The sequence below is a fragment of the Halorubrum rutilum genome (genome assembly GCF_042665015.1).
Classification (GTDB): Archaea; Halobacteriota; Halobacteria; order Halobacteriales; family Haloferacaceae; genus Halorubrum; species Halorubrum rutilum.
In genome coordinates, this window is sequence record NZ_JBHTBL010000004.1 from 1 (window position 1) to 15886 (window position 15886).

Sequence of the window (15886 nt, forward strand, 5' to 3'; positions counted from 1 at the left end):
CGGGGCCGGCCGCGCCGCCGGGGCCGGCCGCGCCGCCCATGCCGACGAGGCCGCCGCCGCCGGAGCCGCCGGGAGGCGGCTGCGCCGCCTGTCCCTCGTACATCTGCTTGCCGATCTCCTGGAGCTCCTCGGTGAGCGCCTCCGTGACCGACTCGATCTCGTCGGTCTCGGCGTCCTCGTCTTCGAGGACGTCCTCGACGTCCTCGATCGCGTCCTCGATGTCGCCGACGAGGCCCTCGTCGAGGTCCTCCTCGTTCTCTTCGAGGAGGGTCTCGGCGCGCTGGATCGTCGTCTCGGCCTCGTTGCGGGCCTCGATCCGCTCGCGGCGGGCCTCGTCCTCCTCGGCGTGCTTCTCGGCCTCCTCCTGCATCTCCTCGATCTCCTCGTCGGAGAGGCCGACGCCGCCCTCGATGGTGATCGACTCGGCGTTGCCCGAGCCCTGGTCCTCGGCCTCGACGTTGACGATCCCGTTCTCGTCGATGTTGAACGAGACCTCGATCTGCGGGGTGCCCGCCGGCGCCGGCGGGATGCCGGTGAGCTGGAAGGCGCCGAGCAGCTCGTTCTCCTCGGCGATCTCGCGCTCGCCCTGGAAGACGCGGACGTTGACGGAGGTCTGGTTGTCCGCGGCCGTGGTGAACACCTTCGACTCCTCGGTCGGGATCGTGGTGTTCTTCTCGATGAGCCGCTCGAAGAGGCCGCCCTTCACCTCGATCCCGAGCGAGAGGGGGGTGACGTCCAGCAGGACGATGTCGTCGACGTCGCCGGAGAGCACGCCGCCCTGGACCGCCGCGCCGAGCGCGACCGCCTCGTCGGGGTTGACGTTCTTCTTCGGCTCCTGGCCGACGAGCTCCTCGACCTTCTCCTGGACCTGCGGCATCCGGGTCGAGCCGCCGACGAGGATGACCTCGTCGATGTCGCCCTTCTCGTAGCCGGCGTCGGAGAGCGCCTGCTCGGTCGGCTCGACGGTGCGCTCGATGAGGTCCGAGGTGAGGTTCTCGAACGTCGCGCGGGTGACCGACTGTTCGAGGTGGACCGGACCGCTGTCGGTCGCGGTGATGAAGGGGAGGTTGACGGTGGTCTCCTTCTTGTTCGACAGCTCGATCTTCGCCTCCTCGGCGGCGTCTTTCAGCCGCTGGAGCGCCTGCCGGTCCTCGCGGAGGTCGATCCCGTGGTCGTTCTGGAACTCGTCGGCGAGGTGGTCGATGAGCGCCTCGTCCCAGTCGTCGCCGCCGAGGTCGTTGTCCCCGTTCGTGGCGACGACCTCGTAGACGCCGCCGCCGAGGTCGAGGACGGACACGTCGAAGGTGCCGCCCCCGAGGTCGTAGACGAGGACGGTCTGGTCGGACTCGTCGTCGAGCCCGTACGCCATGGAGGCGGCGGTCGGCTCATTGACGATGCGCTCGACGTCGAAGCCGGCGATCTCGCCGGCGTCCTTCGTCGCCTGCCGCTGCTTGTCGTTGAAGTAGGCAGGGACCGTGATGACCGCCTTCTCGACGTCGTCGCCGAGGTACTCCTCCGCGTCGCGCTTGATCTTCTGGAGGATCATCGCCGAGACCTGCTCCGGCGTGTACTCGTCGTCGCCGATCTCGACGGTGTAGTCCTCCTCGCCCATGTGCCGCTTGATCGACTGGATCGTGCGGTCGGGGTTCTGGACGGCCTGGTTCTTCGCCGGCTTTCCGACGAGCCGCTCGCCGTCGTCGGCGAAGGCGACGACGGAGGGCGTCGTCCGGTCGCCCTCCGCGTTCGCGATGATCTCGGGCTCGTCGCCCTCCATCACCGCGAACGCGGAGTTGGTGGTACCGAGGTCGATACCGAGGATCTTGTTGCTCGCCATCTTAGTCAAAGTTAGCGGCTTCTGTCGGTTAAAGGTTACTAGACGGCGCGATCTCGCCGTCCAGTCGATCCCGCTCTCGTCGTGCGGTTTCGACGATCGTGTGAACGGGTCGCACCGGTGTCTTTATACTGATCCGCAAGCGCAGGAACTCGCGACGGCCGGCGCGGGTCACCGTCGGGCCCTGCCGTCGGTCGGCGACCGCGCGGCTCGGCCGACGCTCGCCCCGCTCAGAGCCCGGAGACGAGGTCCTCCAGCGCCGCCCGCGGGTCGTCGGCCTTCGCCACGCCGGAGGCCAGCAGGATCCCCGAGGCGCCGAGATCGGCCGCGGCGGCGACGTCCTCGCCGGTCGAGACGCCGGCGCCGCAGAACACGTCGACCGCGGGGTCGACCGCGTCGGCGGCCGCGACCGCGTCCTCGACGATCCCCGGGTCGGCCGTCGAGACGGAGACGTCGCCGCCGATGAGCTCGGGGGGTTCGACGGCGACCGCGTCGGGGCCGAGCGCCGCGGCCGCGCCGACCTGCGCGGGGTTGTTCGCGCAGACGATCGTCTCCAGGTCGGCGCGCTCGGCGGCGCGCACGGAGCCGTCGACGTCCGCGAGCTTCAGGCGGTTCTCGGAGTGGTTGATCAGCGTCCCCTCGGCGCCATTGTCGGCGACGGCCTCGGCGAGCGTCGAGCCGGTGTGCGAGCCGTGGGCGTTCGGCGAGACGTGCTGGGCCCAGGTCTCGACGCCGGTGTCGGCCACGCGGGCGACGTCCGCCGCCTGCGGCGAGACCGCGATCCGCGCGCCGGACGCCTCGGCCACGTCGCGGGCGGCGGTCGCGACGTCGATCGGGTCGCACGGGTACGCCTTGAGGTTCACCAGGATGAACATACCCGCACTCGGGGGCCGGGGGCGCAAATAGCTTCATGCTCCGGCGACGCCTCCCCGCCGGTCCCTGGGGGATCCGTTCGCAGGAGCAGAAACGTCCTTATACCCCGGTACTGTGGGTCGGGACGAACGATGTCCCTCATCGAGCTCATCGCCGGCGTGGAGGCCCGCGAGCCCACGCTGACCGTCTTCAACGCCGACCCGGCGGTCGCGGAGGAGCTCCGCGCGCACTTCGCCGACCGCAGCGTCCGGATCGCCGAGGAACGGACCGACGAGGGGCCGGAGGGGTACGCCGTCCTCTCGCGCGACGGCGAGTTCGTCACGGCCGTCGCGGTCGACGAGCTCCTCCCCGACGCCGGCGACGGGACGGACGCGTCCGCCAGTGATCCGGCCGGCGAGGGCGGGGGGTCCGGGGGCGGTCGGGTCGGCGAACCGATCCTCGATCACCTCGACGAGACGATGTTCACCTCCTACTCCCGCGACGACATGGTCGCCGCGTCCAGGGAGATCGAGGACCGCGCGTGGCGCGTCGGCGACGGCGAGCTCCACGCCGGGTTCCAGACCCTCGACGTCCTCACCGGGGAGGCGGACACGTACGCCCTGCTCGGCGGGAAGGAGCGGCTCGAAGTCCACGCGTACGCCGCGAACGAGGGCGAGCCGCCAGACGTGGAGCAGTACACCGTTCACGTCGGCGAGACCGCCGAGATCCGCGAGACGTGGTTCGTCGCCTACGACGGCGGCGGCTACGACGACGCGAAGTGCGCGCTGCTCGCCGAGGAGCGCGCCCCCGGCGAGTTCTTCGGCTTCTGGAGCTACGACCCCGAGACGGTCGACTACATCATCGACTACCTGACCGAGCGGTACGGGACCGGCGGCGACGAGACCGGGGCGACGGACGACGTCGGCGGGAACCGGGAGTAGTGACGTCGGCGGGAACCGGGATCGACGACGCGGTGAGAATCGGGGACTGCGCGGGCGGCGTCAGTCCTTCCGCTTGACCACGTCGCCGAGCGTCATCGTCCCCGAGTCGCCGCTCTCCCAGTCGGCGTCGTCGGACGACTGTCCCTCGACCAGCGAGACGTCGAGCGCGCGTTCGAGCTTGCGCTGGACCTCGTCGGTGGGGAGGGTGTCGCCGCGTTCGAGCTTGCGGATGAGGCTCGCCTTCTCGTTCAGCTGGTCGGCGAGCTCCTCCTGGCTGAGCCCGCGGGACTCGCGGGCGTTCCGGATCCGGTCGTCGTAGTCCGTGGCGATCTCGTCCATGTCGTCGAACATGTCGCGCGGCCGGGTCGAGCTCCCCGAGGAGCCCGACGAGCCCGACGAGCCGGACGACGAGGACGACGTCCCGGTGCTCGAACTCGTGGAGTACTTGCCGCCGCCGGAGCCGGTCGACTCGTCGCGGACCTCGGTGCCGAAGTCCGTACACGAGCTACACAGCTCCAGCTCGGCGCCTTCGACCTTCGTCGTCGTCAGCGAGGCCTGGTCGGCGCCACACATCTCACACTGGGGCATGGGCGACGCTAGCGCTCCCGGTGGTATAAAGGGTGCGCCGCGGTCCCGAACCGGTGCCCGAGCCGGGAGTCGTGCCGCGTCCGGTACCGACTTGTCGCCGGGGCCGGCAGGGACGGTATGGACGTCCACGTCACCGGCTCGACCGTCCGGGGGACCGCCCGCGCGCCGCCCTCAAAGAGCTACACGCACCGCGCGCTGCTCGCCGCGGGGTACAGCGACGGCGCGACCGTGCGGTCGCCGCTCGTCTCCGCGGACACGCGGGCGACCGCCCGCGCCGTGACCGCCTTCGGCGGCGCGGTCCGGCCGAGCCCCGAGCCCGGAGCCCCTGCCCCCGAGTCCAGAGCCGCCGACCCCGAACCCCTCGACGGGAGCGCGCGCGTCCCCGACGACGCCGAGGCGCTCGCCGTCGACGGCTTCGGCGGCCGGCCGGCGGTCCCGGACGACGTGATCGACTGCGCCAACTCCGGGACGACGATGCGGCTGGTCACGGCCGCGGCCGCGCTCGCCGACGGCGCGACGGTGTTGACGGGCGACGGGTCGCTCCGGTCGCGTCCGCAGGGCCCGCTCCTGACGGCCCTCGGCGACCTCGGGGTCCGTGCGGAGTCGACCCGCGGCAACGGGCGGGCGCCGCTCGTGATCGCCGGCCCCCTGGCGGGCGGCGAGGTCGCCATCCCCGGCGACGTCTCCTCGCAGTACGTCACCGCGCTGCTGATGGCCGGCGCGGTCACCGACGAGGGGATCGAGGTCGAGCTGACGACGGAGCTCAAGTCGGCGCCGTACGTCGACATCACGCTCGAACTGCTCGGCGACTTCGGGGTCGAGGCGACGCCCGTGGGCGAGGACGGGGCCCCCCTCGACGGCGCCGCCGGCGCGGCGGGGTTCGTCGTCGAGGGGGGTCAGTCGTACGCGCCCGCCGGCGGGAGCTACGCCGTCCCCGGCGACTTCTCCTCCATCTCGTACCTCGTCGCCGCCGGGGCGATCGCCGCCGAGCCCGGCGAGGCCGTCCGGATCGAGGGCGCTCGCCCGAGCGCGCAGGGCGACGCCGCGATCGTCGACATCGCGGAGCGCATGGGCGCCGACATCGACTGGGACCGCGACGAAGGCGTCATCGCCGTCCGGCGGTCCGACCTCTCGGGCGTGGCGGTCGACGTGGGGGACACCCCCGACCTCCTTCCCACCATCGCCGCGCTCGGTGCGGTCGCCGACGGCGACACCCGGATCACGAACTGCGAGCACGTCCGGTACAAGGAGACCGACCGCGTCGCCGCGATGGCCGAGGAGCTAGAAGCGATGGGCGCCGAGACGACCGAGGAGCCCGACGCGCTCACGATTCACGGCTCCGAGAGCGACCTGCGGGGCGCGACCGTCGACGGCCGCGCCGACCACCGGATCGTGATGGCGCTCGCCGTGGCCGCGCTCGCCGCCGAGGGCACCACGACGATCCGCGGCGGCGAGCACGTCGACGTCTCGTTCCCGGGCTTCTTCGACGCGATGGCCGACCTCGGGATGGCCGTCGAGCGCGAGGGCGCGACCGAGTAGACGAGATACGTAAAGACCGCCGGACTGCGACTACCTATAAACAGACTACGGTACGGTGGCGCGCGCCTCCGAGCCGCCGTCCTCGGCGGCGAGGAGCGCGTGCGAGGGACGCGGTGAGCGCTCGAAGAGCGCGAACCGCGAGGCTGGGGAGGTGTGAGGTGCGGTTGCGGTGCCGTGCGGGGTGGGACTCAAAGGGGCAGTCGCGAGGACGAAGCACGGCGCGGCAAGCACCGCAGTGAGGGAGCGATAGCGACCGAGCGAGGAGCACAGCAAGCCGCGCGAGTCCTCGCGACTGGGGCTTTGGCGGTGTTCACCGGGATCCACTCCCCTCTATTTATAAATACGACAGAAGCTGCGACGATGTTCTCAGCCCGACCGATATCGTCCCGGATACCTCAGTGGCAAACTCAACATCCCACGCCGCACCCTCTCCGTACCGACGGGTACACGTACGCGCCGCACGCACGACCCGGTATGGACGACATCGACGTCGAACCCGTGGATCGCGTCGAGGAGCCCGAGAGCGACGACCCCGAGACCGATTCCGAAGCCGACCTCCCGGCCGAGACGGACGCCACGGCCCTCCCGGAGGGCGTCGACGCGCCCGAGTACGTCCTCTACGGCGGGAAGGGCGGGGTCGGCAAGACGACGATGGCGGCCGCGACCGGGCTCTCCTCGGCGGCGGGCGGGGTCCGCACGCTCGTCGTCTCGACGGACCCAGCGCACTCCCTCTCGGACACCTACGAGACCGACATCCCGGCCGAGCCGACGCGCATCCGCGAGGAGATGCCCCTCTACGCCGCCGAGATCGACCCCGACGACGCGATGGAGGAGGGGATGTTCGGCGCCGACGGCGACCCCTTGGGCGGGATGGGGGAGATGGGCGACGCGATGGGCGGGATGATGGGCGGCGAGGCCGCCCCCGGTGACGAGAGCGCCGAAGAGGGCCTCGGATCCCTCCTCGGCGGGACGATGCCCGGCGCCGACGAGGCGGCCGCGATGCGACAGCTGCTCGAATACCTCGACGACCCGCGCTTCGACCGGGTGATCGTCGACACCGCGCCGACCGGGCACACGCTCCGGCTGCTCCAGCTCCCGGAGATCATGGACTCGATGATCGGCCGCGTGATGAAGCTCCGCAACCGCTTCTCCGGGATGATGGACGGGCTCAAGGGGATGTTCGGCGGTGGGGACGACGGCCCTGACCCCACGGCCGACCTCGACGAGCTGCAGGAGCGGATCGAGCGCCTCCGGGCCGTGCTCCGCGACCCCGGACAGACCGACTTCCGCGTCGTGACGATCCCCGAGGAGATGAGCGTCGTCGAGTCCGAGCGGCTGGTCGCCCGCCTCGACGAGTTCTCGATTCCGGTGAACACGCTCGTCGTCAACCGGGTGATGGAGGGCGTGGGCGACGTGGCCGACGTCGACCCGGCGTGGATCGTCGAGCCGAACCCCGACACCTGCGAGTTCTGCGCGCGGCGCTGGGAGGTCCAGCAGGGGGCGCTCCGGCGGGCGGCCGAGCTGTTCCGCGGCCGCGACGTGAAGCGCGTCCCGCTCCTCGCGAACGAGGTCCGCGGCGAGGCCGCGCTGCGGGTCGTCGCGGCGTGCCTGCGCTAGGTCCGTCGCGGCGTGCCCGCGTTAGCCCGTCCGGATCCCCGCCCGGCCCCGATCACTCCTCGGTCGGTCCGAACAGCCCGTCGCGGACGCGCTCCGCGACGCCGGTGAGGTGCGCCTGGCCGAACAGCGCCACGACCAGCGCGCCGACCGAGTTGTACATCAGGTCGGCCACGGTGTCGTCGAGCCCGAACTGCGCGAGCGGCATCTCGATCCCCGTCTCGTCGGCGACGATGTCGAGCCCGAACTCGAACAGCTCCCAGACGACCCCGAACGCGAGCACCACCACGAGGATGAAGGCGAACGCGAACCGCGGCGGGATCCGGATCGCGTCGCTGTGGAGGTCGACGGCGCGCAGCGTCGTGTAGCCGGCGCCCGCGACCAGCGAGGCCGACAGCGCGTGCGTGAGGTGGTCCCACCACCCGATCTGCGCGTAGAACCAGGCCGACCCGAGCGTGTGCAACAGCACCGCCGACGTGATCCACACCCCGAGCCACGGGTCGAGCGGGATGTCGTAGTTCCGTTCGAGCGCGGCCGGGACGAACGTGACGAGCAGCCCGAGCCCCCCGTTGGTGATCGCCTTCGGCTGCCCGAAGGCGGCCCCGTAGACGACGATGCCGGCGAGGAGGAGCTGCATCGCCCTGGTGAGCCGCCGCTGGGTCCGCAGCGACGGCCGAGCGCGGAAGGCCCCGCGGACGCTCATCGCCGCACCACCCGCCAGATCCGCCGGCGGAGCCGCGCCCCGCGCCGCCGGAAGTACGCGTCGAAGAGGACGCCGGCCGCGAGCCCGGCCAGCGTCACGTAGATCCACTCGATCATCAGCGCCTCGTTCGTCGTCAGGAAGCCGGTCCCGAGCAGCCGGTCGGCGTTCCACCGGAGCACGGTCCAGGCGGCCGCCGTCGCCATCGTCGTCAGCACGACGAACAGCACCGCGAACCAGTGGGTGACCCGGAGCGCGGTGAACATGTGGAGCTCGACGGTGACGATCAGCGCGAACGCGGCGATCGCGAGGTACGTCGCGAACGTCCCGAGCTCGCCTCCGAAGAGCACGCGCACGAGCACCGGTAACAGCGCGAGCCCGAGCACCTCCCACGGGAGCATCACCCGCGGGTCCCGCGCCGCGACCGCCGGCGCGACCACGACGGCTCCGATCGCGGCGACGAGGGCCATCGGGAGGAGGTCGCCCCCGAGCAGGCTCTCGACGAAGGCACCGGCGAGCACCGCCGCCATCGCCCACGCGACCAGGGCGTTCGTCCGGCCGCTGCGGAACAGCCGCGCCACCCGGTCCTCGATGGCGTCGCCGTCCGGAACCTGCGGCCCCCGCTCGCCCGGGGGATCGTCGTCGGGTCCGTCGGTGTCCATACCTCACCTCAGGCCGGCCCCCACTAATATGGGTTGCCTCCGTGGCCCGGAGGAGGGGGAAGGGGGGCTCCGAGCCGGGACGAACGGACGCGCTTTTATCCGCCACGCGCCTCCGTCCGGTATGAACTGCCGGCGGTGTGGCACCCCCCTCCGCAAGCCCGGGGACTACTGTCTCACCTGTAACACCGCCAACGCCGACGCCGTCGTCGCCGAGTTCGCCGAGGACCGCGCCAGGCTGACGATGCTCGACGAGGACGCGGTCGTCGGCGAGACGACGGTGACGACGCGACCCGAGAGCGACGAGCGGCTCACCGAGGTCCAGCTCCGCAACTTCGCGGGCCGGGTCGCCGACGAGATCCGCCGCAAGCGCCCCGACACCGTCTACGCCGCCGGCGCGCGCGAGCCGCTCCGCGAGACGCGCGCACAGGTCCACCACGAGTTCTACCGCGTGCCGGACGCGAGCGTCGACGAGGGGTCCGACGACGGTCGCGAGCGCGCGAGCCCCGTCGTCTCCTGGGTGCTCGACCGGCGCGGCGACCGCGCGCTGGAGGTAGTCGAGACCCCGCCGCGCGAGAAGATCGGCGGCTCCCACTCGACGCTCATCGGCGACCGCAAGGGGCGGAAGGCGGTGAGCACGGTCGCGCAGCACCCCCACGTCAAGAAGATCGTTCCCGGCCCCATCGACGCCGGCGGCACCGGCTCGCGCACGGGGCTCCGCGCGAAGGCGACGCGCGCCGGGACCAACGGGAACGTCCGGCTCCTCCTGCGGGACGGCTCCAGCGTGCAGGAGAACCGGATCGTCACCACCGCGATGGACCGCGAGACGGGCGAGCGCGTCCGCGAGGACCTCAACGAGGCGCTGCGGGACGCCGAGCTCCGGGACGAGTGACCGGTCCGCGGCCGCCGCGATCCGGTCGAACCCCTCCGACCGGCGACCGCTCCCGGTAGGTATTTGGGCCGCCGGCCGCGATCGCTTATAAATGCTGAGCGACGTCATGGAGGACTACCTGAAGGCGATCTACGTCCTCCAGTCGGAGCAGGGCCCCCCCGTCTCGACGTCCGCCGTCGCGGAGTACCTCGACAAGAGCTCCCCGTCCGTCACGGACATGCTCGGGAAGCTGGAGGAGCGCGGGCTCGTCGAGCGCGAGCCGTACCAGGGCGCGGAGCTCACGGCGGAGGGGGAGGCGGTCGCGCTGGAGGTCGTCCGCCACCACCGGCTGCTGGAGGCGTTCCTCGCCGACCGGCTCGACTACGACTGGAGCGAGGTCCACGACGAGGCCGACGCCCTCGAACACCACATCTCCGAGGAGTTCGAGCGCCGCGTCGCGGAGGCGCTCGGCGACCCCGCCGTCGACCCCCACGGCGACCCCATCCCCGGGGCCGACCTCGAACCCGTCGACGAGGGGAGCGGGCCGCGCCTCTCCGACCGCGACGAGGGGGACCGCGTCGTCGTGACGCGGGTGTCCGACCGCGACGAGGACGAGCTCGACTACCTCGCCGACGCCGGGATCACGCCGGGGACCGCGGTCGAGGTCGTCGACGTCGCCCCCTTCGGCATGGTGACCGTGACGACCCCGACCGGCGAGCAGAGCCTGCCGGCGGCGATCGCCCGGTCGATCCGCGTCGAGGACGCGGACTGAGCGTTCGGCCCCCTCGGTCGCCCTCGTTCCCGCACCGCTCCCCGCTTCCGTCCGTCGGTGCGGCTTTTCGGGCCCTGACGTTCACCGCTCCGTCGCGGACTTTTTCACGAAACCGGTCGTTGCGAGCGGTGTGAACCTCCTCGTGACGCTCGCCGCCGGGGTCGTCTTCGGCCTCGCGCTCGCGGCCCCGCCCGGTCCGATGAACGCCGTCATCGCCGAGGAGTCGGTCCTCCGCGGTCGGGCCGCCGGCTTCCGCGCGGGGCTCGGCGCGGCGACCGCCGACGCGATCTTCTTCGTCCTCGCGTACCTCGGCGTCGTCGCCGTCGTCGAGTCCCTCCCGCTCCTCCGCGCCGCGATGGTCGCGGCCGGCGGCGTCTTAATGCTGTACTTCGCCGTCGGCGCGGCCCGCGGCGCGCGGGCGTCGTTCCGTCCCGCGTCCGGCGACGAGCCCTCGATCGAGGCGGGGAAGGGGTTCCGCAAGGCGCTGGTGCTCGCGCTGACGAACCCGTACCAGGTGCTGTTCTGGCTCACCGTCGGCGTCGGCCTGCTGCGTCCGGGGGAGCTCGACGTGCTCGCCCGGCTCCCGGTCGTCGGCGCCGACCTCGCCGGCGCCTTCGTCGTCACGACCGGGTCGCCGGCGCTGATCGGCGGCTTCTTCCTCGGCGTGCTCACCTGGATCACCGGCTTCCCCGCGGTGCTCGTCGCGGCCGAGAGCCGGACCGAGACGCTCGCGCCGGTCGTCGCGGTCGCGTCGGCGGCCGTGCTCGCCGGCTTCGGCGTCTTCTTCCTCTACGACGCGGCCACCGCGCTCTCGGCGCTCGCCGCGTAGGCGGTCGCGCGTTCGCGTCCGCGGACGGCCCCGCGCCTCCCGGGCCCGGCCGACATGGGCAACGGCTTTGCCTCGCGAGCGCGACCGACCCGTATGTTCGAGAAGTCCACGTGGATCAAGCTCCCGCGCAACGTGCTCGTCGGTCACGACGTGATCGACGACCTCGGGGCCGCGGTCGGCGAGCTGTACCTCACGGGGCGCCCCCTCATCGTCACGAGCCCGACGCCGAACGAGATCGCCGGCGACCGGGTGCGCGCGCAGTTCGACGACCCCGCGACCGCCGTCGTCGACGAGGCCTCCTTCGACGCGGTCGAGGAGCTCACGGACACCGCCGAGGCGATCGACCCCGGCTACCTGATCGCCCTGGGCGGCGGGAAGCCGATCGACATCGCGAAGATGGCCGCCGACCACCTCGACGTGGGCTTCGTCTCCGTCCCCACCGTCGCCTCCCACGACGGGATCGTCTCCGGGCGCTCCTCGATCCCCGAGGGCGACACGCGCCACTCGGTCGCGGCCGACCCGCCGCTCGCCGTCGTCGCGGACACGGCGCTGCTCGCGAACGCCCCGTGGCGGCTCACCACCGCGGGCTGTGCCGACATCATCTCCAACTACACCGCCGTGAAGGACTGGCGGCTCGCCCGCCGCCTGCGGAACGTCGAGTACAGCGAGTACGCGGGCGCGCTCTCGGAGATGACCGCCGAGCTGCTCGTCGAGAACGCCGACATGATCCGGCCCGGGCTGGAGGAGTCGTCGTGGGTCGTCGTGAAGGCGCTCGTCTCCTCCGGCGTCGCGATGTCGATCGCGGGCTCCTCGCGGCCCGCCTCCGGCGCGGAGCACCTCATCTCCCACCAGCTCGACCGGATCGCGCCCGGCAAGGCCCTCCACGGCCACCAGGTCGGCGTCGCCTCGGTCGTGACGGAGTACCTCCACAGCGGCGAGAACGGGCGGTGGAGCGCGATCCGCGACGCGCTCGCGGAGCTCGACGCCCCGACGACCGCGGCCGAGCTCGGCGTCGACGACGAGGAGCTGATCGCCGCGCTGACGACCGCCCACGAGATCCGCGACCGCTACACGATCCTCCAGGGCGGGATCAACGAGGAGGCCGCGATCGAGGTCGCGACGGCGACCGGCGTCATCGACCGGTAGGTCGGCGGACGCGTCGAGCGACCGCCCGCCCTCCCGTCCCGACCGCCCGCCCTCCCGTCCCGATCGCTCTTCCCGTCCCGACCGCCGGGAGCACCCGAAGCCGACTTATCGCTCCGTTCCCTCCCTCCGATATGTCCACCGCCAGCGTCCGCGACCGGGCCAAGGAGCGGGCCGGCGCGATCACCGCGCTCCTCACGATCGTCGGCTACGGGGCCGTCGGCGGCGTCTTCCTCGTCCCCGAGTTCCAGGCGCTGTTCCCGACGCTCACGCAGGGGACCGTCGACCTGCTCGCGCACGCCATCGCCGCGGTCAACACCGTCACGATCGCCACGCTCTCGCTCGGCTGGTACTGGATCCGCAACGACGAGGTGAAGAAGCACGCGGCCGCGATGACGACCTCGTTCGGCCTCATCCTCCTGTTCCTCGGGATGTACCTCCCGAAGGTGGCGGGCGGCGGGACGAAGGAGTTCGTCCTCGACTCCGCGTACGGCTGGGTCCCGCTGTGGGACTGGGTGTACCCCGCGTACCTGATCATGCTCGCGGTCCACATCCTGCTCTCCGTCGTCTCCGTCCCCGTCGTCCTCTACGCGATCGTCCTCGGGCTCACGCACTCGGAGCGGGAGCTCCGAAACGAGACCCCCCACCGCCGGGTCGGCCGGGTCGCCGCGAGCGCGTGGATCCTCTCGCTCGCGCTCGGCGTCGTCACCTACCTCCTGTTGAACCACCTGTACGACTCGACGTTCGCGGCCGCCGAGGCCGCGACGGTCCTGCTCCCGGTCGTTCCGGCCGTCTGACCGACTCCCGGTCCGACCGCCGGCCCCGTCCGCCGCCACCGAAACGCTTGACCCGCGCCCCGGCCACCCACACCCATGACCGACTGGATCGGCGACACCTTCACGAGCGACGCCGGCTGGGACCACCTCGAATCGCTCGTCGACCTCGACCACCGCATGGCCGGCTCAGACGGCGAGCGCGAGGGGCTGGAGCTGACCCGCGACGCCCTGGCCGACGCCGGCGCGCGCAACGCCCGGATCGAGGAGTTCGAGATCCAGGGGTGGGAGCGCGGCGACAGCGCGGTCCGCGCCGGCGACGAGACGCTCGCGGCCGGCATGAACGCCTGCATCGCGCTCCCGCGGAGCCCGAGCGGCGAGGCGACCGGCGAGCTCGTCGACCTGGGCTACGGCGTCCCGGAGGACTTCGAGGCCGACCTCGACGGGACCGTCGTCATGGCCTCCTCCGACACTCCCGACTCGGTCGACCGGTTCGTCCACCGCCGGGAGAAGTACTACCGCGCCGTCGAGGCCGGCGCCGCCGGCTTCGTCTTCGCGAACCACGTCGAGGGGACGCTCCCGCCGACCGGCAGCGTCGGCACCGCGGACGCGCCGGTGGGTGAGATCCCCGCGGTGGGCGTCTCGAAGGAGGTCGGCGCGCGGCTCGCCCGCCGGAACGAGGGCGACGAGCTGACCGTCGCCGTCGACTGCGAGACGCCCGACGCGACGAGCGGGAACGTCGTCGCCGAGCTCGGCCCGGACACCGACGAGCACCTCGTCGTCTCCTCGCACGTCGACGCCCACGACGTCTCGCAGGGCGCGATGGACAACGGGGCCGGGACGGCCACGGTCGTCGAGGTCGCGAACGCGCTCGCCGCCCGCGAGGACGAGCTCGACCGGCGGGTCCGCTTCGTCGCCTTCGGCGCCGAGGAGGTCGGCCTCGTCGGCTCCTCGCGGTACGCGGAGGGCCTCGACCCCGACCGGGTCGCGGCCGTCGTCAACGTCGACAGCAACGTGTTCGGCCGGACCCTGAAGCTCGACCACCACAGGTTCGACGCGCTCGCGGCGGCCGCGGAGCGCGTGGCCGACCGCTTCGACCACCCCCTCTCGCTCGGCGCGGAACTGGTCCCCCACAGCGACCACTGGCCGTTCGTCGAGCGCGGGATCCCGGGGTACATGGCCTCCGGGGAGACGGAGGGGCGCGGCCGCGGCTGGGGCCACACCGGCGCGGACACCCTCGACAAGCTGGAGCCGCGGAACCTCCGCGAGCAGGCGATCCTCCTGACCGAACTCGTCGTCGAGCTCGCCGACGCGTCGGTGACGACCGAGCGGCGGGACCGGGACGCGATCGCGGCGGCGCTCGAAGCGGAGGGGAAGGCGACCGGGATGAGGCTCACGGGCGACTGGCCCTTCGGGGAGTAACCCCCGCCGCGAACCGGGAGGTTTTCACCCGCGCCGGCCGCACCACTCGCGTATGGAACCGTCGGAGCGGGGCGTCGCGGTCGTCGGCGACGAGCGGGCGGCGGCGCTCCGCGACGCGCTCGCGGGCCTCCCCTACCGATCGGTCGAGCGCGCCGCGGCCGACGCCGTCGTCGCGGTCGGCGACGACGCCCTCCGCGACGCCCTCGCGGGCGCGCCCGACGCGCCGGTGGTCCCGGTCGGGTCGCGCCGGCTCGCCGTCGACGCCGACGACGCGGAGCGCCGCCTCCGGGCGCTGCTCGACGCGGCGCTTTCCGGCGAGGGCGACCCCCTTCCCGACCGGCGCGAGCGACGCGGCGGCGTCCGACGCGTCGCCCACCCGATCCTCGCGGTCGACTCGGGCGACGGCGCGCCGCTTCGCGCCGCCTTCGACGCGGCCCTCGTCACCGTCGAACCCGCCCGCATCTCCGAGTTCGCCGTCGACCTCGCCGGCGGGGCGGACGAGGCGTTCCGGGCCGACGGCGTCGTCGTCGCGACCCCGCTCGGGAGCGACGGCTACGCCAACGCCGCCGGCGGGCCGGTGGTCGAGCCCGGCGGCGGCCTCTCCGTCGCGCCGATCGCCCCGTTCCGGACCAGAACGGACGCGTGGGTCGCCGCGGAGCGGCTCTCGGTCTCGGTCGAGCGCGAGACGGAGTCGGTCGCCCTCGTGGTCGACGGCGAGGAGCGGGCGGTCGTCGCGCCGCACCGGTCGGTCGCGATCGAGGCGGTCGACTCGGTCGCGCTCGTGACGCTCGCGGGCGCGAGCCGTGCGCGGCGATCGGAAAGGCTCTAATAACTCGTCGCCGGATGTGTCGACATGGACCCACTGCAGTTCCTCGTTCCCCTCGGCTGGCTGTCCGCCGTCGGACCGGTGCTGCCGTACGCGATACTGACGATGGCGGTGGCGAACCTCGCGACGCGTCACCTCGCGTACCGCCGTCACGTCGAGCAGGGCACCGCCGGCGACGAGGTCGAACCGTACACGCCGCACGCGGTCACGAACATCGGACTGCTCCTGTTGAGCTTCCTGTTCGTGCTCGACGCCCCGGTTAGCGGTGTGATCCTCTCGGTGCTCGTGATCACGATGCTCGTCGCCGACCTCTTCGAACTGGAGGCGCGCAACGTCGAGGCGCGCAACGACATGCCGATCGAGGCCCCGAAGAGCTCGATCGCCGCGTCGCTGCTCGTCTTAGTGTTCGCCGCCTACTACGCCCTGTGGTTCCTCGTCGCGGGGCTCTGGGACCAGTTCGTCATCGCGTAGCGCCGCGGGGCCGTCGCCGGGGACGACGCCCGCCGTGCGGTTCCGTTCTCTCGCG

Annotated in this window: 16 protein-coding genes; 11 read left to right on the top strand and 5 right to left on the bottom strand. The window is 72.4% G+C overall.

The genetic code is table 11. The features are described from left to right. The coding region (gene dnaK / locus ACFQMF_RS04220) for a molecular chaperone DnaK (RefSeq protein WP_379791609.1) at window positions 1-1834 on the bottom strand (1834 nt) is incomplete at its 3' end. A 227-nt stretch (window positions 1835-2061) separates the two neighbouring features. After that, window positions 2062-2706, bottom strand: coding sequence for a triose-phosphate isomerase (gene tpiA / locus ACFQMF_RS04225; RefSeq protein ID WP_256408797.1), 645 nt, complete (start codon window positions 2704-2706; stop codon window positions 2062-2064). Between the two features lie 129 nt (window positions 2707-2835). On the opposite strand from tpiA, the gene ACFQMF_RS04230 reads away from it, so the two are divergent. After that, window positions 2836-3624, top strand: a complete 789-nt coding sequence (locus ACFQMF_RS04230; protein ID WP_256408796.1) for a DICT sensory domain-containing protein — start codon at window positions 2836-2838, stop codon at window positions 3622-3624. 60 nt (window positions 3625-3684) lie between these two features. Here the strand turns inward: ACFQMF_RS04230 and ACFQMF_RS04235 are convergent, their stop codons facing one another. Continuing rightward, complete coding sequence (locus tag ACFQMF_RS04235; RefSeq protein ID WP_256408795.1) at window positions 3685-4212, bottom strand: multiprotein bridging factor aMBF1; 528 nt, start codon at window positions 4210-4212, stop codon at window positions 3685-3687. A gap of 117 nt (window positions 4213-4329) precedes the next feature. Between ACFQMF_RS04235 and aroA the strand changes: the two genes are divergently transcribed. Further along, the gene (aroA, locus tag ACFQMF_RS04240) at window positions 4330-5751 is read left to right on the top strand and encodes a 3-phosphoshikimate 1-carboxyvinyltransferase (RefSeq protein WP_256408794.1); all 1422 of its coding nucleotides are present in this window, start codon (window positions 4330-4332) and stop codon (window positions 5749-5751) included. A 474-nt stretch (window positions 5752-6225) separates the two neighbouring features. Beyond that, the gene (locus ACFQMF_RS04245; protein ID WP_256408793.1) at window positions 6226-7368 is read left to right on the top strand and encodes an ArsA family ATPase; all 1143 of its coding nucleotides are present in this window, start codon (window positions 6226-6228) and stop codon (window positions 7366-7368) included. Window positions 7369-7420: 52 nt separating this feature from the next. On the opposite strand, the gene ACFQMF_RS04250 is transcribed toward ACFQMF_RS04245, so the two are convergent. After that, window positions 7421-8068, bottom strand: a complete 648-nt coding sequence (locus ACFQMF_RS04250; protein ID WP_256408792.1) for a DUF2238 domain-containing protein — start codon at window positions 8066-8068, stop codon at window positions 7421-7423. After that, complete coding sequence (locus tag ACFQMF_RS04255) at window positions 8065-8727, bottom strand: hypothetical protein (protein WP_256408791.1); 663 nt, start codon at window positions 8725-8727, stop codon at window positions 8065-8067. The genes ACFQMF_RS04250 and ACFQMF_RS04255 overlap by 4 nt, the downstream gene beginning before the upstream one ends. 121 nt (window positions 8728-8848) lie before the next feature. Here ACFQMF_RS04255 and ACFQMF_RS04260 point away from each other — a divergent pair, with 121 nt between their 5' ends. The 8 genes from ACFQMF_RS04260 (at window position 8849) to ACFQMF_RS04295 (ending at window position 15831) form a co-directional block, all read left to right on the top strand. After that, window positions 8849-9616 carry a DUF2103 domain-containing protein gene (locus ACFQMF_RS04260; RefSeq protein WP_256408790.1) on the top strand — a complete coding sequence of 256 codons (768 nt, stop codon included), beginning with the start codon at window positions 8849-8851 and terminating at the stop codon, window positions 9614-9616. Window positions 9617-9707: 91 nt separating this feature from the next. Next, window positions 9708-10367: a metal-dependent transcriptional regulator gene (locus ACFQMF_RS04265; protein WP_256408789.1), complete on the top strand. Its 660-nt coding sequence runs from the start codon at window positions 9708-9710 to the stop codon at window positions 10365-10367. A gap of 130 nt (window positions 10368-10497) precedes the next feature. Next, a complete protein-coding gene (locus ACFQMF_RS04270; RefSeq protein ID WP_256408788.1) occupies window positions 10498-11196 on the top strand; it encodes a LysE family translocator in 699 nt (232 codons plus the stop codon). A 93-nt stretch (window positions 11197-11289) separates the two neighbouring features. Then, on the top strand, window positions 11290-12342 hold the full coding sequence (locus ACFQMF_RS04275) for an NAD(P)-dependent glycerol-1-phosphate dehydrogenase (protein ID WP_256408787.1): 1053 nt from the start codon (window positions 11290-11292) through the stop codon (window positions 12340-12342). 131 nt (window positions 12343-12473) lie between these two features. Then, window positions 12474-13136, top strand: coding sequence for a DUF420 domain-containing protein (locus tag ACFQMF_RS04280; protein ID WP_256408786.1), 663 nt, complete (start codon window positions 12474-12476; stop codon window positions 13134-13136). A 75-nt stretch (window positions 13137-13211) separates the two neighbouring features. Next, entirely contained in the window at window positions 13212-14534 is a 1323-nt protein-coding gene (locus ACFQMF_RS04285; protein ID WP_256408785.1) for a M20/M25/M40 family metallo-hydrolase, read from the top strand. A 52-nt stretch (window positions 14535-14586) separates the two neighbouring features. Further along, a complete protein-coding gene (locus ACFQMF_RS04290; RefSeq protein WP_256408784.1) occupies window positions 14587-15363 on the top strand; it encodes an NAD(+)/NADH kinase in 777 nt (258 codons plus the stop codon). A gap of 24 nt (window positions 15364-15387) precedes the next feature. Beyond that, on the top strand, window positions 15388-15831 hold the full coding sequence (locus ACFQMF_RS04295; protein WP_256408783.1) for a DUF7313 family protein: 444 nt from the start codon (window positions 15388-15390) through the stop codon (window positions 15829-15831). Window positions 15832-15886 lie beyond the last annotated feature (55 nt).

Excerpts from the sequence above, each read along its gene's own strand:
- ACFQMF_RS04280 (WP_256408786.1), top strand. The coding sequence starts at position 12,474 with ATGTCCACCGCCAGCGTCCGCGACCGGGCCAAGGAGCGGGCCGGCGCG.
- ACFQMF_RS04260 (WP_256408790.1), top strand. The coding sequence starts at position 8,849 with ATGAACTGCCGGCGGTGTGGCACCCCCCTCCGCAAGCCCGGGGACTAC.
- ACFQMF_RS04295 (WP_256408783.1), top strand. The coding sequence starts at position 15,388 with ATGGACCCACTGCAGTTCCTCGTTCCCCTCGGCTGGCTGTCCGCCGTC.
- ACFQMF_RS04245 (WP_256408793.1), top strand. The coding sequence starts at position 6,226 with ATGGACGACATCGACGTCGAACCCGTGGATCGCGTCGAGGAGCCCGAG.
- aroA (WP_256408794.1), top strand. The coding sequence starts at position 4,330 with ATGGACGTCCACGTCACCGGCTCGACCGTCCGGGGGACCGCCCGCGCG.
- ACFQMF_RS04255 (WP_256408791.1), bottom strand. The coding sequence starts at position 8,727 with ATGGACACCGACGGACCCGACGACGATCCCCCGGGCGAGCGGGGGCCG.
- ACFQMF_RS04290 (WP_256408784.1), top strand. The coding sequence starts at position 14,587 with ATGGAACCGTCGGAGCGGGGCGTCGCGGTCGTCGGCGACGAGCGGGCG.
- tpiA (WP_256408797.1), bottom strand. The coding sequence starts at position 2,706 with ATGTTCATCCTGGTGAACCTCAAGGCGTACCCGTGCGACCCGATCGAC.
- ACFQMF_RS04235 (WP_256408795.1), bottom strand. The coding sequence starts at position 4,212 with ATGCCCCAGTGTGAGATGTGTGGCGCCGACCAGGCCTCGCTGACGACG.
- ACFQMF_RS04230 (WP_256408796.1), top strand. The coding sequence starts at position 2,836 with ATGTCCCTCATCGAGCTCATCGCCGGCGTGGAGGCCCGCGAGCCCACG.
- ACFQMF_RS04265 (WP_256408789.1), top strand. The coding sequence starts at position 9,708 with ATGCTGAGCGACGTCATGGAGGACTACCTGAAGGCGATCTACGTCCTC.
- ACFQMF_RS04275 (WP_256408787.1), top strand. The coding sequence starts at position 11,290 with ATGTTCGAGAAGTCCACGTGGATCAAGCTCCCGCGCAACGTGCTCGTC.
- ACFQMF_RS04250 (WP_256408792.1), bottom strand. The coding sequence starts at position 8,068 with ATGAGCGTCCGCGGGGCCTTCCGCGCTCGGCCGTCGCTGCGGACCCAG.
- ACFQMF_RS04285 (WP_256408785.1), top strand. The coding sequence starts at position 13,212 with ATGACCGACTGGATCGGCGACACCTTCACGAGCGACGCCGGCTGGGAC.